Genomic DNA, 15,699 nt, shown 5'->3' with positions numbered 1-15,699 from the left:
CGACCCGCAATGGTGCGGGCGCAAAGGGGAGTTGAACTATATGAAAAGCATTCTGATCCTCGGCACGGCCCTCGGCCTCGTCATGGCAACGGCCGCGCGGGCGGATGACCTGACCATCGCCGTGGCCGGTCCCATGACCGGGCCGCTCGCCACGATCGGCGACCAGTTCAAGCAGGGCGCGCAGGCTGCTGCCGACGCCATCAACGGCAAGGGCGGCGTGCTCGGACGCCAGATCAAGCTGCAGTTCGAGGACGACCAGTGCGACCCGAAACAGGCGGTCTCCGTGGCCAACCGCATCACGGCCGCCGGCATCGGCTTCGTCGACGGCCACGCCTGCTCGGGCTCGAGCATTCCGGCCTCCGCCGTCTATGCCGAAAACGGCACGCTGATGATGAGCCCCGCTTCCTCCAACCCGGTCATGACGGACGATGCCGCCGCCAAGGGCTGGGCCAACATCATGCGTCTCTACACCCGCGACGATGCTCAGGGCGCCTTCATCGGCCCGTGGATCGCCCAGCAATATGCCGGCAAGAATGTCGCTGTCCTGCATGACAAGACGGCCTACGGCCAGGGCGTCGCCGACGCCGTGCGCGCCACCATGAACGAGAAGGGCCTCAAGGAAGTTCTCGCCGAAGGCATCAATCCGGGCGAGAAGGACTACAATGCGCTGGTGACGAAGCTGAAGGACGCCAAGGTCGATGTCGTCTATTTCGGCGGCTATCACCCGGAAGCCGGCCTCATGCTGCGCCAAGCGGCCGAGCAGAACTACAAGTTCCAGCTCATCATGCCCGATTCCATCGCTTCGCCGGAATTCTGGCAGGTCGCAGGCCCGGCCGGCGAAGGCACGCTCTTCGTCTTCCCGTCCGATCCGCAGGCCAAGCCCGAGGCGAAGGAAGCCGTCGAGAAGATCAAGTCCGGCGGCTTCAAGCCGGAAGGCTTCACGCTCTTCTCCTACGCCGTCATCCAGGCCTTTGCGCAGGGCATCGAGCGCGCCGGTTCTGACGATCCGACGAAGGTTGCCGAGGCGCTGAAGAACGGCCAGTCGATCGACACCGTCGTCGGCACCGTCACCTTCGACGAGAAAGGCGACCTGAAGAACGCCAGCTACGACATCAACCGCTGGAGCAACGGCGCCTACGCCCCGATCGCCCAGTAAGCCTACAAACAGAAAGGGCGGGAACTCCGGTTCCCGCCCTTTTCACATGGAGCGGCCGAAAGGCCGCTTTTTCATTTCAGGCGTAGCGGGCGATCGCGAGGTCCGTCGCGTCGATGTCCGGCTTCTTGCCCGAGACGAGGTCGGCGATGACGCGGGCGGAGCCGGAGCTCATCGTCCAGCCGAGCGTGCCGTGGCCGGTATTGAGGAAGAGGCCGGCGATCTTCGTCGGACCGATGACCGGCGTTCCGTCCGGCGTCATCGGGCGCAGGCCGGACCAGAAGCTGGCCTTGGAAATGTCGCCGCCGGGGAAGAGATCGGTGACGGAGTGCTGCAGCGTGAGGCGACGCGGCTCGCCGAGATCGTTGGTGTAGCCGGAGATTTCCGCCATGCCGCCGACGCGGATGCGGTCGCCGAGGCGGGTGATGGCGATCTTGAAGGTCTCGTCCATGACGGTCGATTCCGGCGCGCGCGAGGCATCGACGATCGGGATCGTCAGCGAGTAGCCCTTGACCGGATAGACCGGCAGGTGGATGTCGTGCGGCTTGACGAGGAGCGGCGAGAAGCTGCCGAGCGCCACGACGACGGCGTCGGCCTCCAGCCTGCCATGCGCGGTGATGACGCCGCGCACACGGCCGCCCTCCACATCGAGCCCGCGGATGATGCTGCCATAGTTGAAGCGCACGCCGAGCGCCTCGGCCTTCGCGGCCAGCGCATTGGAGAACTTGAAGCAGTCGCCGGTCTCGTCCTTGGGTGTCAGCAGGCCGCCCACGATCTTCTCGCGCACGTGCCTCAGCGCCGGCTCGACGCGGATGCAGCCCTCGGGATCGAGCACTTCATAGGGAATGCCGTCGGCGGCGAGCGCCTTGACGTCCTTGGCCGAGGCGTCGAGCTGCGCCTGGGTACGGAAGAGCTGCAAGGTGCCCTGCATGCGCTCGTCATAGGCGATGCCCGTTTCCTCGCGCAGCGCGGCGATGGAGATGCGGCTGTAGTCGGCAAGGCGCAGCATGCGGCTCTTGTTGATGGCGTAGCGGCCGGAGGTGCAGTTGCGGAGCATCTTCACCATCCAGGACAGCATGGCGCCATCGACCTTCGGGCGAAGAATCAGCGGTGCGTGTTCCATGAACAGCCATTTCAGCGCCTTCATCGGAATGCCGGGCGCGGCCCAGGGCGAGCAATAGCCGAAGGAGACCTCGCCGGCATTGGCGAAACTGGTCTCCAGCGCCGGGCCGGGCTGGCGGTCGACGACCGTGACCTCATGCCCCGCCTTGGCAAGCTGGTAGGCCGACGTGACGCCGACGATGCCGGCGCCGAGAACGATGACTTTCATGGTATCCTCATTGGAAAGAAAAGGCTTTGTCTTTTGTTTTCAAGGCAGTCGCGGGAACGGCGGATGTTTTCCACGAACCTGCCCTAGCGGTATTGCCGCTCGTATCGGTGGCCGAGACTGGTCAGGATCTCGTAGGCAATGGTGCCGGCATCGCGCGCCACGTCCTCCAGCGTCTGGTGCGGGCCCAGCACTTCCACGAGGCTGCCGAGCTTGAGGCGGCCCTCCGGCAGGGCGGAGACGTCGATGGTGATGCTGTCCATCGAGACGCGGCCGACGATGGGCAGGCGCACGCCATCGCAGAAGACGGCGCCGCGGTCCGAAAGGCTGCGCAGCACGCCGTCGGCATAGCCGGCCGCGATGGTGGCAAGGCGGGTGGGGCCAGTCGTGACATGCGTGCCGCTGTAGCCGACGCGCGTGCCGGCGGGCACGGTGCGCGTCTGCACCACGGCGATGTCGAGACGCACGACGGGCTCCATCGGATTGGCGCGTCCTGCCGTCGGCGCACCGCCGTAAAGCGCGATGCCGGGACGGGCGAGAACGCCGTGATAGGTCTTGCCGAGGAAGACGCCGCCGGAATTGGCAAAGCAGACGGGAAATTGTGGGAAGCCCGCCGCAACGCGCTCCATCTCGGCAAGCTGGTCGCCGTTCTGGTCGCTGTCCGCATCGTCGGCGGAGGCAAGGTGGCTCATGACGAAGAGGGTGTCGATTCCGCCTTCAGACTTCACCAGTTCGGCAAGCGCGGCCCGCTCTTCCGGCGGCACACCGAGACGCGACATGCCGGTGTCGAATTGCAGGACCGCCGGCAGCCTGCGGGCGAGCATCCGGGCGGCATCCGCCCATTGCCGCCACTGCTCCAGCGAGTTGATGACCGGCACGATGCCGTCCCGCGCGGCGGGGAATTCATTGCCGGGCTGGAGGCCGTTCAGCACGAAGACCGTCGCATCGGCGGGAAGCTGCGGGCGGAGGGCAAGGGCCTCGACGAATTGCGCGACGAAGAAATCGCGGCAGCCATGGGCATAGAGCCTTTCGGCGACCCGGGCGGCGCCGAGCCCATAGGCATCGGCCTTGACGACGGCGGCGGCACGTGCCGGCGCGACCTCGGCACAGAGCCGTTCATAGTTGCGGGCAAGGGCCGCCAGATCGATGGTCAGGTAGCCCGATGCGCCACCTGCGCCGGCCGCTTCGCTCTGCCTGTCTGTTCTCGTCACGCCGTCCATGTCCAGCCTCCCGCATTACGCGCAGCCTAGTGAAACGATCGTGAAATTGCCGACGAAACAGCGCTTGATTGTTGTGTGCGGCTATGATTTTTGAAAGAAACGACGACAGTTTGGAATGATATGCAATGACCGCTCTCGACGCCATAGACCGCAACATCCTGCGCCTTCTGCGCCTTGATGCACGCATGAGCAATGCGCGGCTGGCGGCCGAGGTGGGCCTGTCTCCCTCGGCCTGTCTCAGGCGCATCAAGCTGATGGAACAGGCGGGCGTCATCCGCGGCTATACCGCGCTGGTGGATGCCTCGAATGCGGAATCGACCATCGCGGTCATCATCAACATCACGCTGGAACGCCAGACGGAGGACCACCTCGACCGTTTCGAGGCGGCCGTGCGAAAACACCCGGAAATCCGCGAATGCTTCCTGATGACGGGCGGCTCGGATTACCTGCTGCGCGTCGAGGTCGCCAATGCCGGCGAATTCGAGCGCATCCACAAGGAAATCCTCTCGGCGATGCCCGGCGTCTCGCGGATCCATTCGAGCTTCGCGATCCGCAACGTGCTGGCGACGAAGCCGAGGGGACGGACGAAGCGCGCCTGACGCTATCGCCTACGGCAATGCGCGTGCGACCTCGGTTATCACCTTGAAGGCCGTATCGGCGTCATCGCGCGTCATCTCGAACTGGCCCGCCTGAAAGCGGATGGCGATGCGCCCGTCGACGCGGGTCTGCGTGAGATAGATGCGGCCGTCGTCGTTGATGGCGTTGACGAGGGCGATGTTGTGCCGGTCGGCATCTCCCGCGCCCTTGTGGCGGAAGGAGAAGAGCGACAGGACCGGCTGGCTGACGATCTCGAAATCGGCCTCGGCGGCAAGCCGCGCCGCGAGCTCCGCCGACCATTCGACATGGTTGCGGATCATCGCGCGCAGCCCTTCCAGCCCGTGATAGCGCATCAGGAACCAGAGCTTCAGCGCGCGAAAGCGGCGGCCGAGCGGCACGGACCATTCGGAATAGTTGACGATGCCGTCGTGGCCGTGGGTTTTCAGATATTCCGGCTGGATGGCCAGGGTGCGCACCTGATCCTCGGGGCTGCGGATGAACTGCACCGAGCAGTCGAAATTGGCGCCGAGCCATTTATGCGGGTTGAAGACAATGGAATCGGCAGCCTCTATACCCTCCCAGAGGCTGCGGAATTCCGGGCAGATCATGGCCGAGCCCGCCCAAGCGGCATCGACATGGAGGTAGAGGCCATGCGCCTTCACCACCGCCGCCACCTCGGCGATGGGATCGCAGGCGCCGATGGAGGTGCCCCCGGTACAGGCGATGACGCCGGCGGGAATGTGGCCGGCCGCAAGGTCCACCCTGATCGCGGCGTCCAGCGCTTGCGGGTCCATGCCGTTCAGCGCTCCCTTGGTGGGAATGCGCACGAGGTTCGCTTCCCCGATGCCGGCAATCCAGATCGCCCGGTCGATGGAGGTATGCACCTGCCCGGAGGCATAGACGCGAACGGCACCGTGCGCCGCCAGCCCCTCGCTGTTGCCCTTCCAGCCGAGCGCCTTTTCCCGCATCACCAGCACGGCGGCGAGCGTCGCGGTGGAGGCGGAATCCTGAATGACGCCGGAAAAGCCGTCCGGCAGGCCGAGCGCCTTGCGCAGCCAGTCGACGACGCGCGTTTCCAGCTCCGTCGCCGCCGGCGAAGTCTGCCAGAGCATGCACTGCGCGGCGACGGCGGTGACGAGGTAATCGGCGATCACCGAGACCGGCGCGGCATTGGCCGGGAAATAGGCGAAGAAGCGCGGATGCTGCCAATGGGTGATGCCATCGGGGATGATGCGCTCGAAATCGGCGAAGATGGTCTCCATCGTCTCGCCGGTTTCCGGGGCGGCATCGGAAATCTGCCGGATGATGTCGCCGGGCCTCGTCTGCGCCCGCACGGGCCGGTCGCGCAGCCCTGCACGGTAGTCGGCGCCCCAGTCGGCGGCGGTTCGCGACCATTGGCGGAATTCTTCGCTATCCATGTCCTCTCCCTTTATGCCTATCGTTCTTCTCGGCGCTCGGGCGATGATTTGCAATGCCTGCGGCGGCGATGCGGGCAGGGGCGCGGGTTGAGTTCACGGGGCGAAGCATGTACCAAGCCGGAGGCTGCATCCCGGCCATTCCCCATCCCGTTCGGCAGACACGAAATCCCATGTTACGAAAACTCTACGCCTGGACCCTCTCGCTTGCCGGACGCAAGGCCGCGGAAGCCTGGCTTGCGCTTATCGCCTTCGTCGAAAGCTCGGTCTTCCTGGTGCCGGCGGATGTCCTTTTCCTGCCCATGGCACTCGCCCGGCCGGAGCGGGCCTACCGCTATGCCTTCGTCGCCACGGCGGCATCGGTGGCCGGCGGCATTGCCGGCTGGATGCTCGGCTATTATGCCTATGAGGCGGTCGCCAAGCCCGTGCTCGAATTCTACGGCAAGCTGGAGGCCTTCGAGCAGCTGAAATCCCATGTCACCGAGGGGCAGCTCAACCTTCTCCTCGTCACGTCGGGCCTTGCGCACCTGCCGCCGATCAAGATCGTGACGATCCTTGCAGGCGTCGCGCATATCAAGCTCTGGCATTTCGTGCTGTCGGCGATCGTCGCGCGCGGTTTTCGCTTCTATCTCCTCGCCTTCCTGCTGCGCCGCTACGGCGAACCGATCCAGGCCTTCGTGGAAAAGCGCCTCGGGCTCATCCTCGGCGCCGTGGCCGTCGGCCTCATCGTGCTCTACGTCGCCTATCACCTGCTGGCCGGCTGATCCTCCGCGACGGCAAGGACGACGAGGCGGGGCAGGAGGCAGAAGGAGAGCCGCATCCTGCGGCCGCGCGCTGTCATGGCCTCGCGGCGCGCAAGATCGACGCCGATGTGCTCATAACCGAGGATTTCCTCGTCCAGCGGATAGGTGGCCTTATAGACCGCCTCCTTCGCGCTGAAGAGAAGGCGTGCTGCAAGGCGGGGATCGACGCCTTCGAGGACATCGCCGGGCGTTACCGCCAGCGCGGCGATCTCGTCCGGCAGCGGCTCGGCCGGCTCGACATCGATGCCGAGCAAGGCAATATCGGCCTTGCGGGCGACGGCCGCGACGGCCATCTCGTCGTCATGGGCGAGCGAGCCGGCGAAGCCCGCCGGCCAGAGCGGGTCACCCGCAGGACCGCGTCCGATCGCAACGGAAGTCATGCCTTCCGCCGCCAGCAGACCCCTCGCAAGCGCGCGGGCCGCACCGCTTGCACGCCGGGCGACAAGCCGGCGCGCTGGAAGGACGGTGGCTTCCTCCGGCAGGAGCAGGGCCTCGTCGCCCGCCCGGATAAGCCGGCAGCCGAGCCGCACCGCCGGCGGGGCCAGCCGCTCCATCTGCGCCAGCAGCGCGGTCTCGGCCGCGCTGTCGCTCATTCGGCCGGGACCGGTCTGGCGAAGGCGTGGAGCTTGGCCGGGTTGCCGCGCCAGATCGAGTGCGGTTCGAGGATTTCGCCCTTCATCACGAAGCAGTCGACATCGGCGATCGAGCCTTCGCCCATCGTCACGCCGTAATGCACGAAGGCGGAGGGGCTGAGCGTGCAGCCGTTGCCGATGCGGATATAATCCGACTTGAAGGCGCCTTCCTCCAGCGAATGGGCCTGGATGACGCAGCCTTCGTTGAGCGTGGCGTCGTCGCCGATCTCCACCAGCGAGCGTTCCGTCAGGTTGGCGCCGCCGTCATAGACGCGCCTGCCGACCTTGACGCCCAACGCCCGCAGGATCATCGGGCGGAACGGCGTGCCGGCGAAGAGCCGCACGATGGGCGAATCCGACAGCTTCCAGTGTCGCTCGTGGCGCCAGAAGTCGACGTCGTAGATGGTGGTCATCTGCGGCCGGAGCCTGCGGAAGCGAAGGCTCGCCCATTCCATCAGGATATAGAAGGGAATGGTGACGGCCGCCGTCAGGACGACGGCGACGAAAAGCGCCACCTGTGCCCATTCCGTATAGTAGTTGAGCGCCCGGTCCCAGATCGCCAGCGTCACGAACAGCATCGTCCACTGCACGGCGATGAACATCAGCGCGGTTACGAGGTTGTGCCGGTTCTTGTGCGGCAGGCGGGCGCGGCGGTCCTCGTCGCTGACGCCCTGGATCAGCTCCTTGTCGCGCTTGACCATGCGCGGGATCTCGAACGGCGGGGAGCCGAGAAGGCCGACATTCTCGCGCAGCGGCCCGTCGATGGGCACCATCACCTTGGTGCCGAGAAGGACGTTCTCCCCTGTCCGCCCGTCGGGCGGATAGAAGATGTTGTTGCCGAAATAGTTGCGCTCGCCGACCTTCGTGTGCTCCAGCCGGAAGGCGGAGGCCGACTTGTGCACGTTGATCATGTAGAGGCCGTCGGAGACCATGGTGCCGGTCCCGATCTCGCAGAACAGCGGATTGTCCTGCTGCTGGTTGCTGCCGAAATTCGAGCCGGTCTGCACCACCTTGTTGAGGTTCCAGCCGAGCGCCCGGATATAGTGGACGACGGCGGAGCTGTCGCCGAAGATCAGGTTGAGCAGGCGTGCATTGGTGCCGGCCTCGACGATGGACTGGAGCCAGAAATGGAAGCCGTACATCCGATAGGTGCGGCCGGGCTTCAAAACGAGGCTGAACAGCCGCGGCAGCACCAGGGCGACGAAAGCGAGGGCTGCAATAAGGGCGATGAGCGTGACCGTCGTGCCGATGGCGACGATGCCGATCGATTCCTGGTAGTCGTCGCTGACATTCTGCCAGTAGCTGTGGAACCACAGCGGGAATGGCGTGACGACGGCAAAGAGCGTGACGAGCTGCACGGCCTCGTAGAGGATGCGCCGCGTCTTGGAGAGCGTGACGACCGGCACCTTGCAATAATCCGCATTTGTCGGGACGGCGGGCGAGCCGTGCCAGTGCGCGTCATCGGGAACATGCTGCCCGCGCTGGAGCGAGGAGGCATGGCCGAGCTGGGCGCGGTCGCCGATGGACGTGTCGATGTCGATCGCGCAGCCGACGCCGACGAAGGCGTCGCGGCCGATGGAGATGGGCCCCGTATGGATGTAGCCGGCCTGCGCCCGGTAGCCGAGAATCATCGATTCCTTGCGCAGGATCGAACTCTCGCCGATAGAGATGAGATCGGTGCAGACGGGGATCGTGCGACATTCGATGGTGGTGCTGCGCCCGAGCCGCGCGCCGAGCAGGCGCAGATAGAGGCTATAGAGCGGACTGCCGCGGAAGAGGACGACCGGCGCGGTGCGGATCAGCGTCTTGACCACCCAGAAGCGATAGTAGCGAAGCCCCCAGATCGGGAAGCTTTCGGCCTTCCAACGACCGACCAGCAGCCACTTCATGGCGACGGCAAAGCCGGACATACCGAAGAACACGGCGGCCGACAGGATGGCGCAGCGCAGATAGAGCCGAACCGGATCGTCGAGCATGTCGTAGACCCAGTTGAGGCCGTAGTTCAGCATCCACAGGCCGAAATAGCTGTAGAGGCCGTAGAAGGCGAGCTGTGCCGCGCCGCTCGTCCAGTAGGCAAGGTTCGAAGCGCGGTGGGTTAGGCACGGCTCCTCGACGGCCGCGACCTCTTCCTCGGGGCCGCGCAGGTGCCGTGCGAGGCCGGCCACCGTCGGATGCATGTAGATGTCGCGCATCGAGGTGGTCGCCCACTCCTTGCGCGTGCGCAGCTTCGCGCAGAAGCGGGCCATCAGCAGCGAGTTGGCACCGAGATCGTCGAAGAAATGATCCTCGGCGTAGATGTCGTCCATCTTCAGCACGTCGCGCAGCGCTTCCGTGAGGAAGCGCTCGTCGTCGGTGGACGGCAAGATTTCCTTGCGCTCGGTCCCGAGGCGAAGGCTCATGGGCTTCGGCAGCTTGCGCGTATCGACCTTGTCGGACACGGTCATCGGCAGGGCCGGAAGCTCCTCCAGGAAGGAGGGCACCATGTAGTCGGGCAGGCGGCGGCGCAGTTCCCTGCCGAGGTCCGCGCGGGCAAGCGTGTCCGTGCCGGATTTCAGCGCATAGTAGCCGACCAGCTCGACGCGGCCGGGTTCGATCTCCCAGGTGGTGACGGCCGCCTGCGCGATGCCGGGTTGGTCGAGCAGTACGGCCTCGATCTCGCCCAGCTCGATGCGGTAGCCGCGGATCTTCACCTGCGTGTCGATGCGGCCGTGATATTCGATCTCGCCATCCGCATTGATGCGGCCGAGGTCGCCGGTGCGGTAGATGCGCTGCGAGGGATTGTTCGGCAGGCCGATGAAATCAGGGATGAACTTCTGCGCCGTAAGGTCCGGCCGGTTGAGATATCCGACCGCGACGCCGATGCCGGCGATGCCGATTTCGCCGAGCTCGCCCGGCGCTGTCAGTTGCGGCGCCTCGGCATCGAGGATGACGATGGAATAGGTCGGCAGCGGCGCGCCGATCGTCACGGGGCGTTCGGGCGTGAGATAGCCCATGGTCGCCGTCACGGTCGCCTCGGTCGGGCCGTAGGTGTTGAGGATCTGCCGGCCCGGCTTCGACCAGCGCGTGACGAGGTTGTGCGGGCAGGCCTCGCCGCCGACGAGGATGGCGCGCAGGCTCGGCACGTCGCTTTCGATGGAGGAAAGCAGCGTCGGCGAGCAGGCCATGCAGGTGATGTCGTTGGCGCGCAGGAAATCCGCAAGTTCCTCGCCGACCAGCGTCATGCGGCCCGGCGCGGGGACGACGGTCGCGCCGGCGGCGAACGGCACCCAGATCTCCTCGGTGGAGAAGTCGAAGGCGATGGTCATGCCCTGGTAGACGCGGTCGCCCGGGCGGTAGCCATAGGCATCGGCCGCGACGCGGACGAAGTTGCAGATGCTCTGGTGGCGCACCGCCACGCCCTTCGGTCGGCCGGTCGTGCCGGACGTATAGAGGATGTAGCAGATTTCGTCTTCGGAGAAGCCGACTTCGAGCGGCGTATCCGGGTGCCGGGCGGCCTCCGGGCAATCGGCCGCGATCACCACATGGGGGACGGAAAGCCCGGCGGCGCGCGCGGCATAGCCGGCAATGGTGACGACGAGGCTGACGCCCGCATCCTCGACGATGAGCGACATGCGCTCCTCGGGGAAGGCCGGGGCGAGCGGCACGAAGGCCGCGCCCGCCTTCATGACGGCGAGGATGGCGATATAGGTCTCGGCGGAGCGGTCGAGCAGCAGGGCCACCCGGTCGCCGGGCTTGACGCCGCGCCCGGCGAGCAGGCGCGCGAAGCGGTTCGCGGCGGCGTCCATCTCGCGATAGGTCCAGACGCGGCCGGAATCGAGCACGGCCGGCGCGTCCCCAAAGGTTTCGGCAAGTCCCTCGAAGACGCGGGAAAGCCGCTCTTCCGGCTGGCCGGCGCGCGGCGAATCGGGGCCGCACAGGATCTGCGGCATCGGGCCGCTCTCGGTCGTGTCCATCACGCCCTGGCTAAGGCCGCGCAAATGGGTGCCTGCGTCGTTCATATTCGAAATCCTGCTTGTGCCATGTCCGGCGAGGTGACGTTCGGCAGTGGCGCGCCCTTACCGGCGCGGGACCGCTCGGATCGTCCGGCGGGGCCGTTGGCAGCCGCCGTCGTCATCGTCGTCTTATTCGCGCCCTTACGCGCGCTTTTGCTAAAAGAAAAGCGGAATTTTGAGGCAGGCAGGCACGAAACGATATCAAATTCTCGTGCTGTGCTTCCTTTGCATGGCAATCAGGCCCTGAGGGCCCGCGCCGGGCTGAGGCGGAGGGCGGAAACGGCCGGCACGAGCGAGACCAGCACCGCCAGGAACAGGAACCAGAGGGCGAGGGGAACGTCCTCGCGCGCGAACTCCACGGGCATGCGAACGGCGGTCGTCGCGGCCAGCGAGGCGGAGATCGCCTCGGCGGCGGCATAGCCGACGGCAATGCCGAGCGCGAAGCCGGCAAGGAAGAGCACGAACAGCTCGCCCCAGACGATGGCCAGAACCGAACGCCGCGGCGCGCCGAAGGCCCGCAGCGCCCCGATCTGCCGCTGGCGCGCCCCGACATGCATGACAGTGACGAGCAGGATTGCCGCGATGACGATCACCTGCGTGCCGATGGCGATGGCGAGGAGGAGGCTGCGTGCATCGCCGAGCGTCGCATAAAGCCGCGTCAGCACTTCGGCCGGAAAGACGGCGAGCGTCGTCTCGCCGCGATATTCCTGCCGCAGGCGATAGGCGTCGGCGACCGTTTTCGGCTTGACGAGAACGGCTGGAATTCCCGGTGTTGCGGCATCGAAATGCTCATCAAGGCCCGCATTCGCATCGACATGAGCTTCGTGGTCGTGATCATGATCCTCGTGGGCATCTCCCTCGTGATCGTGATCCTCATGGCCGGCCTTTTCCTCCATGCCATGCAACTGCCAGACCGCACGGATCGGCACGAGGATCGCCCGGTCCCAGGCGGTGCCCGTCGGCGCCATCCGGCCGGTCACGGTATAGGCGATTTCCGTATGGGTATGGCCGCCTTCGTCGGCGGCGCCGTGCATCGGCTTGATCTCCGCGCCAAGCCGCTTGGGCACGTCCGCACCGACCACGGCCTCGCCGAGGCGGGTGAAAAGTGCGCCCTCGGCAAGCGCGGGCGAAAGAGCGGAGACGAGCATCGTCGTCGTGCCGACGACCGGATAGCCATCCGCCGAATCGCCGAAGCCGACCGGCGCGGCAAAATCGACGCGCGGATCGTCTGATAGCTTGGCGAGCACGCCGCCCGACATCAGCGGCAGGGGCGAGGGCTGGAGGAAGACGGCCGAAAGGGCAAGCTGGGTCTCGCTGCCGGCCGCCCCGACGAGAAGGTCGAACTTTTCCGCCGCCCGCGCGCTGCCGAGCCGCACGGCGCGCTCCTGCAGCGTGACGGTGACGCTGAGCGCGACGGAAAGCGCGATCAGCACCACGACGGCGAGCGCGCCCGCCTTGAAGCGGCGAAGGTCGGCGAGGATGAAACGGATCATGCTGCAAGCGCCTTCGCGCTGTCCTCGACGATCCGGCCGCCCGCAAGGCCGATGCGCCGGTCAAGCCGCTCCGTCAGAGCAGGATCGTGGGTGACGGCGATCAGCGTCGCCCCTTCCGCCCCGGCAAGCTCGACGAGGAGGTCCGCGACGGCCTCACCCGTGCGCCCGTCGAGACTGGCGGTCGGTTCGTCGGCGACGATGACGCCGGGTCTTGCCAAGAGCGCCCGCGCCACGGCGACGCGCTGCATCTCGCCGCGCGACAGGGTCTCTATGGCCTGCTGCGGACGCGCGATACCGACCGTGTCGAGGAGCCGGAGCGCCCGTTCGCGCTCGGTCGGCTCCAGCCGCCGCGAAAGGCGGATCGGCAGCACGACGTTCTCCAGCGCCGAAAGGCCGGGAAAGAGATGGAAATCCTGCATGACGAGTCCGATATGCGCCGCGCGGAACGCATCGCGCCGGCCCGTCGGAAGACGCGTGATGTCCGTTCCGCCCCAGGAGACCGTTCCGCCGGTCACGCGCTCGAGGCCGGTGATCGCATTCACCAGCGTGCTCTTGCCCGAGCCGGACGCCCCGGTGACCGCAAGCTGCCCGCCGGCTGGAACGTGGAGGCGGCCGATGGCGAGGACCGGCGCTTCGAGGCCGGAAAAGCGCATGGTGAGATCGGCAATATCGAGCGAAAGCATGGGTCAGACCGTGTCGAAGGCGGCTTCGCGCAGGCGAAGCTGGCTGACGAAGCCGGTTTCCGGGTCAATCCAGGCGCCGTATTCCAGCACGCCATGGGCCTCGATCGGGGCATTGTACTGCACGAAGGTCTGCCTGCGCGCGAGATAGACGACAAGGATGTTGTCCGGCCAGTCCGCATCGGAAGAGCAGAAGGGGCAGAGCGACATCGGAATTTCGGTGAGGACGAAGAAGTTCGCTTCCGCCTTCAGCGGCGGCGCCATGAAGCCCTTCACGGTGACGTCCGAGCCGTTCAGTCGCTTCACCTTGTCGGAGAATTCGAGGCCGAGCACGCCGAAGCTCTTGTAGAGCTCGCCGAAGCCAAGCTTTTCCGCCGCGCGCGCCGGACGGGCGAGGGGAAGGGCGGAAAAGGCCGCAAGCGCTCCCAGAACCTGCCGCCGCTTGAACATCTGTCGCATGGTCGTCTCCATGGTCGGCCCCTCGTCCGCCTGCCGGGACCTTCTCCCCGCGGGCGGGGAGAAGGAAGGGGTGAAACCGCTTTGCCGCCACCCCGCTCCTTGCGGAAAGGGGTGGCAACGGGACGGGGAATTTTCCCCCGATACGGCCTGACTACTTCTTTGCCACGCCGAGCGCGAAGGCGTCGGCCAGCACGCGGTAGACATCGCTCTGTTCCATGTAGCCACGGAACCCTTCGGCACCCGGGCCGGCGGCCTGGAGCACGATATCGTCGACGGCGTGGACGCCGGTGTCCTCGTCCTTCGGGATATTGCCCTGAACGAAGACCGCGCCGGGCACATCCTTGTAGGCCTCGTTGGCGACATATTCCTTGTTCTCGTTCTGGATCGCCGGAACGAAGGGGCCATCGAGCTTCGGACGGAAGGTCTCGTAGTGGTCCGGGCCGTTGTTGGCAGCCATGAACAGGCGGCGCGAGACGTCGACGCGGTCCGGATAGCCGTCGCCGTCCTTGTCCTCGTAGTTCGGGAAGCCGGCATTGTCGTAGGTGCCGACCTTCTCGCGCATTTCCGTACCGGGCTTGTCGTCGTCGACCGTGCCGATGATGGCGACGCCATGCGTATGGTCGCCGGTGACGACGATCAGGGTATCGGGATTCTTGTCGGCGAATTCCCGGGCGACCGCCACGGCCTTGTCGAACTCGATGGTCTCGACGAGAGCGCGATCCCAGTCGAGCGGATGGCTCATCTTGTCGACCGAGGCGCCTTCCACCATCAGGAAGAAGCCTTCCGGGTTCTTCGAGAGCTTGTCGAGCGCGGCCCGGGTCATGTCGACGAGGCCCGGCTGGTTCGGGAACTTGTCGACGGTGCCCTTCTTGAGGAATTCACGGTCGAGCGTCACGTCCATGTTGCTGGTGTGGAAGAGGCCGAGCAGCCTGTCCTGGTTCGAGCCGGCGGCAGCGGCAAGCTCGGTCTTGTCGGTCGCCAGCGCATAGCCGGCATTCTTGAACTCGGCGATGTAATCCTTGTCGTCCTTGCGCTTGGAGCCCGGCACGTCCTTGGAAAGGAAGTAGGCCGAGCCGCCGCCGAGGATGACGTCCGGCTGGACGTCAAGCATCATGCCGACGATCTCCGCCTTGTCGGCGCGCTTGCGGGTATGGGCGACCACTGCTGCCGGCGTCGCATCCTCCAGCTCGGCCGTCGAGACGATGCCGATGGACTTCTTCGTGGTGCGGCGCAGGGCTTCGGCAATGGTCTCGACCTTCGGATCGTCGAGGCTTGCGGGCGTGCGGTCGGCATAGACGCCGAGCGCGTTGACGCGCGCCTTGTGGCCGGTCATGTAGGCCGACATGGTGTTGGCGCTGTCGGTGGCGATCGAATGGGTCGAGGAGGTGCCGATGAAGGCGACCGGCGGGATGTCGTCCATGGCGAGGCGGCCGTTCGCCTTGCCCTCGGTCATGCCCTTGGACATGATTCGCGCGCCCGTGCGGTGGGCGACGGAAAGGCCGTCGGCGACGAGGAAGATGATGTTCTTCGCCTTCGGCTGGGCGGCGGTCTCGTAGACGTCCCAGTTCACCGATTTGGTCTCGTCGCCGGCGGAAACTTCCACCTTGTAGGCGCCGGCCGCCGCGACGGAAAGGTCGCGCAGGATGAGCGCGGAGCCGAGGACCTTGTCGTCCTTGTCCTTCTCTTCAGCAACGAATTCGGCCTTCTTGCCGAAGACGGTTTCGTAGTCCTGGCCGTTGACGGTGATCTTGACGTCTTCCGGCTTCACGACGGCATCGAACTCGACCTTGAAGTCGAAGGGGGAGCCGGCGAGGATGGTCGCGCGGTCGAGCGGGTAGACGGTCGCGGCATTCGCGGCGCCTGCGAGCATCGTTGCCGATGCGAGAGCGAGGAGGAGTTTACGCATGGGAGGGCCTCTCTTGAGCGGT

At 66.1% G+C, this 15,699-nt stretch carries 12 protein-coding genes; 3 read left to right on the top strand and 9 right to left on the bottom strand.

Features of this window, described 5'->3' with window-relative positions:
• Nucleotides 1–40 precede the first annotated feature (40 nt).
• Entirely contained in the window at nucleotides 41–1,156 is a 1,116-nt protein-coding gene (locus ACZ48C_RS19465) for a branched-chain amino acid ABC transporter substrate-binding protein (RefSeq protein WP_318912534.1), read from the top strand.
• 76 nt (nucleotides 1,157–1,232) lie between these two features.
• Here ACZ48C_RS19465 and ACZ48C_RS19460 read toward each other — a convergent pair whose 3' ends face one another.
• Together ACZ48C_RS19460 and alr are read right to left on the bottom strand one after the other, a co-directional pair.
• Nucleotides 1,233–2,483 carry a D-amino acid dehydrogenase gene (locus ACZ48C_RS19460; RefSeq protein WP_119255737.1) on the bottom strand — a complete coding sequence of 417 codons (1,251 nt, stop codon included), beginning with the start codon at nucleotides 2,481–2,483 and terminating at the stop codon, nucleotides 1,233–1,235.
• Nucleotides 2,484–2,566: 83 nt separating this feature from the next.
• A complete protein-coding gene (alr, locus tag ACZ48C_RS19455) occupies nucleotides 2,567–3,700 on the bottom strand; it encodes an alanine racemase (RefSeq protein ID WP_464783729.1) in 1,134 nt (377 codons plus the stop codon).
• Between the two features lie 125 nt (nucleotides 3,701–3,825).
• On the opposite strand from alr, the gene ACZ48C_RS19450 reads away from it, so the two are divergent.
• The gene (locus tag ACZ48C_RS19450) at nucleotides 3,826–4,299 is read left to right on the top strand and encodes an Lrp/AsnC family transcriptional regulator (RefSeq protein WP_119255739.1); all 474 of its coding nucleotides are present in this window, start codon (nucleotides 3,826–3,828) and stop codon (nucleotides 4,297–4,299) included.
• A 9-nt stretch (nucleotides 4,300–4,308) separates the two neighbouring features.
• Here the strand turns inward: ACZ48C_RS19450 and ACZ48C_RS19445 are convergent, their stop codons facing one another.
• On the bottom strand, nucleotides 4,309–5,715 hold the full coding sequence (locus tag ACZ48C_RS19445) for a pyridoxal phosphate-dependent decarboxylase family protein (protein ID WP_464783728.1): 1,407 nt from the start codon (nucleotides 5,713–5,715) through the stop codon (nucleotides 4,309–4,311).
• A gap of 170 nt (nucleotides 5,716–5,885) precedes the next feature.
• Here ACZ48C_RS19445 and ACZ48C_RS19440 point away from each other — a divergent pair, with 170 nt between their 5' ends.
• On the top strand, nucleotides 5,886–6,476 hold the full coding sequence (locus ACZ48C_RS19440) for a YqaA family protein (RefSeq protein WP_119255741.1): 591 nt from the start codon (nucleotides 5,886–5,888) through the stop codon (nucleotides 6,474–6,476).
• Here the strand turns inward: ACZ48C_RS19440 and ACZ48C_RS19435 are convergent.
• The 6 genes from ACZ48C_RS19435 to ACZ48C_RS19410 all read right to left on the bottom strand — a co-directional run bounded on the left by ACZ48C_RS19435 (nucleotide 6,458) and on the right by ACZ48C_RS19410 (nucleotide 15,677).
• Nucleotides 6,458–7,108 carry a 4'-phosphopantetheinyl transferase family protein gene (locus ACZ48C_RS19435; protein WP_464783727.1) on the bottom strand — a complete coding sequence of 217 codons (651 nt, stop codon included), beginning with the start codon at nucleotides 7,106–7,108 and terminating at the stop codon, nucleotides 6,458–6,460. The two genes, ACZ48C_RS19440 and ACZ48C_RS19435, sit on opposite strands and share 19 nt — an antisense overlap.
• Nucleotides 7,105–11,100 carry a Pls/PosA family non-ribosomal peptide synthetase gene (locus ACZ48C_RS19430; RefSeq protein ID WP_464783959.1) on the bottom strand — a complete coding sequence of 1,332 codons (3,996 nt, stop codon included), beginning with the start codon at nucleotides 11,098–11,100 and terminating at the stop codon, nucleotides 7,105–7,107. Before ACZ48C_RS19430 ends, ACZ48C_RS19435 begins: the two co-directional genes overlap by 4 nt.
• Before the next feature lie 275 nt (nucleotides 11,101–11,375).
• Entirely contained in the window at nucleotides 11,376–12,632 is a 1,257-nt protein-coding gene (locus ACZ48C_RS19425) for an ABC transporter permease (protein WP_464783726.1), read from the bottom strand.
• On the bottom strand, nucleotides 12,629–13,315 hold the full coding sequence (locus ACZ48C_RS19420) for an ABC transporter ATP-binding protein (protein WP_464783725.1): 687 nt from the start codon (nucleotides 13,313–13,315) through the stop codon (nucleotides 12,629–12,631). The genes ACZ48C_RS19425 and ACZ48C_RS19420 overlap by 4 nt, the downstream gene beginning before the upstream one ends.
• Before the next feature lie 3 nt (nucleotides 13,316–13,318).
• The gene (locus ACZ48C_RS19415) at nucleotides 13,319–13,783 is read right to left on the bottom strand and encodes a hypothetical protein (RefSeq protein ID WP_464783724.1); all 465 of its coding nucleotides are present in this window, start codon (nucleotides 13,781–13,783) and stop codon (nucleotides 13,319–13,321) included.
• 139 nt (nucleotides 13,784–13,922) lie between these two features.
• Nucleotides 13,923–15,677, bottom strand: a complete 1,755-nt coding sequence (locus ACZ48C_RS19410; protein ID WP_464783723.1) for an alkaline phosphatase — start codon at nucleotides 15,675–15,677, stop codon at nucleotides 13,923–13,925.
• Nucleotides 15,678–15,699 lie beyond the last annotated feature (22 nt).

This window comes from Shinella sp. 1A1 (assembly GCF_055379515.1).
Note: the sequence above shows the minus strand (reverse complement) of the source record. Positions and strands in the feature narration are given on the sequence as shown.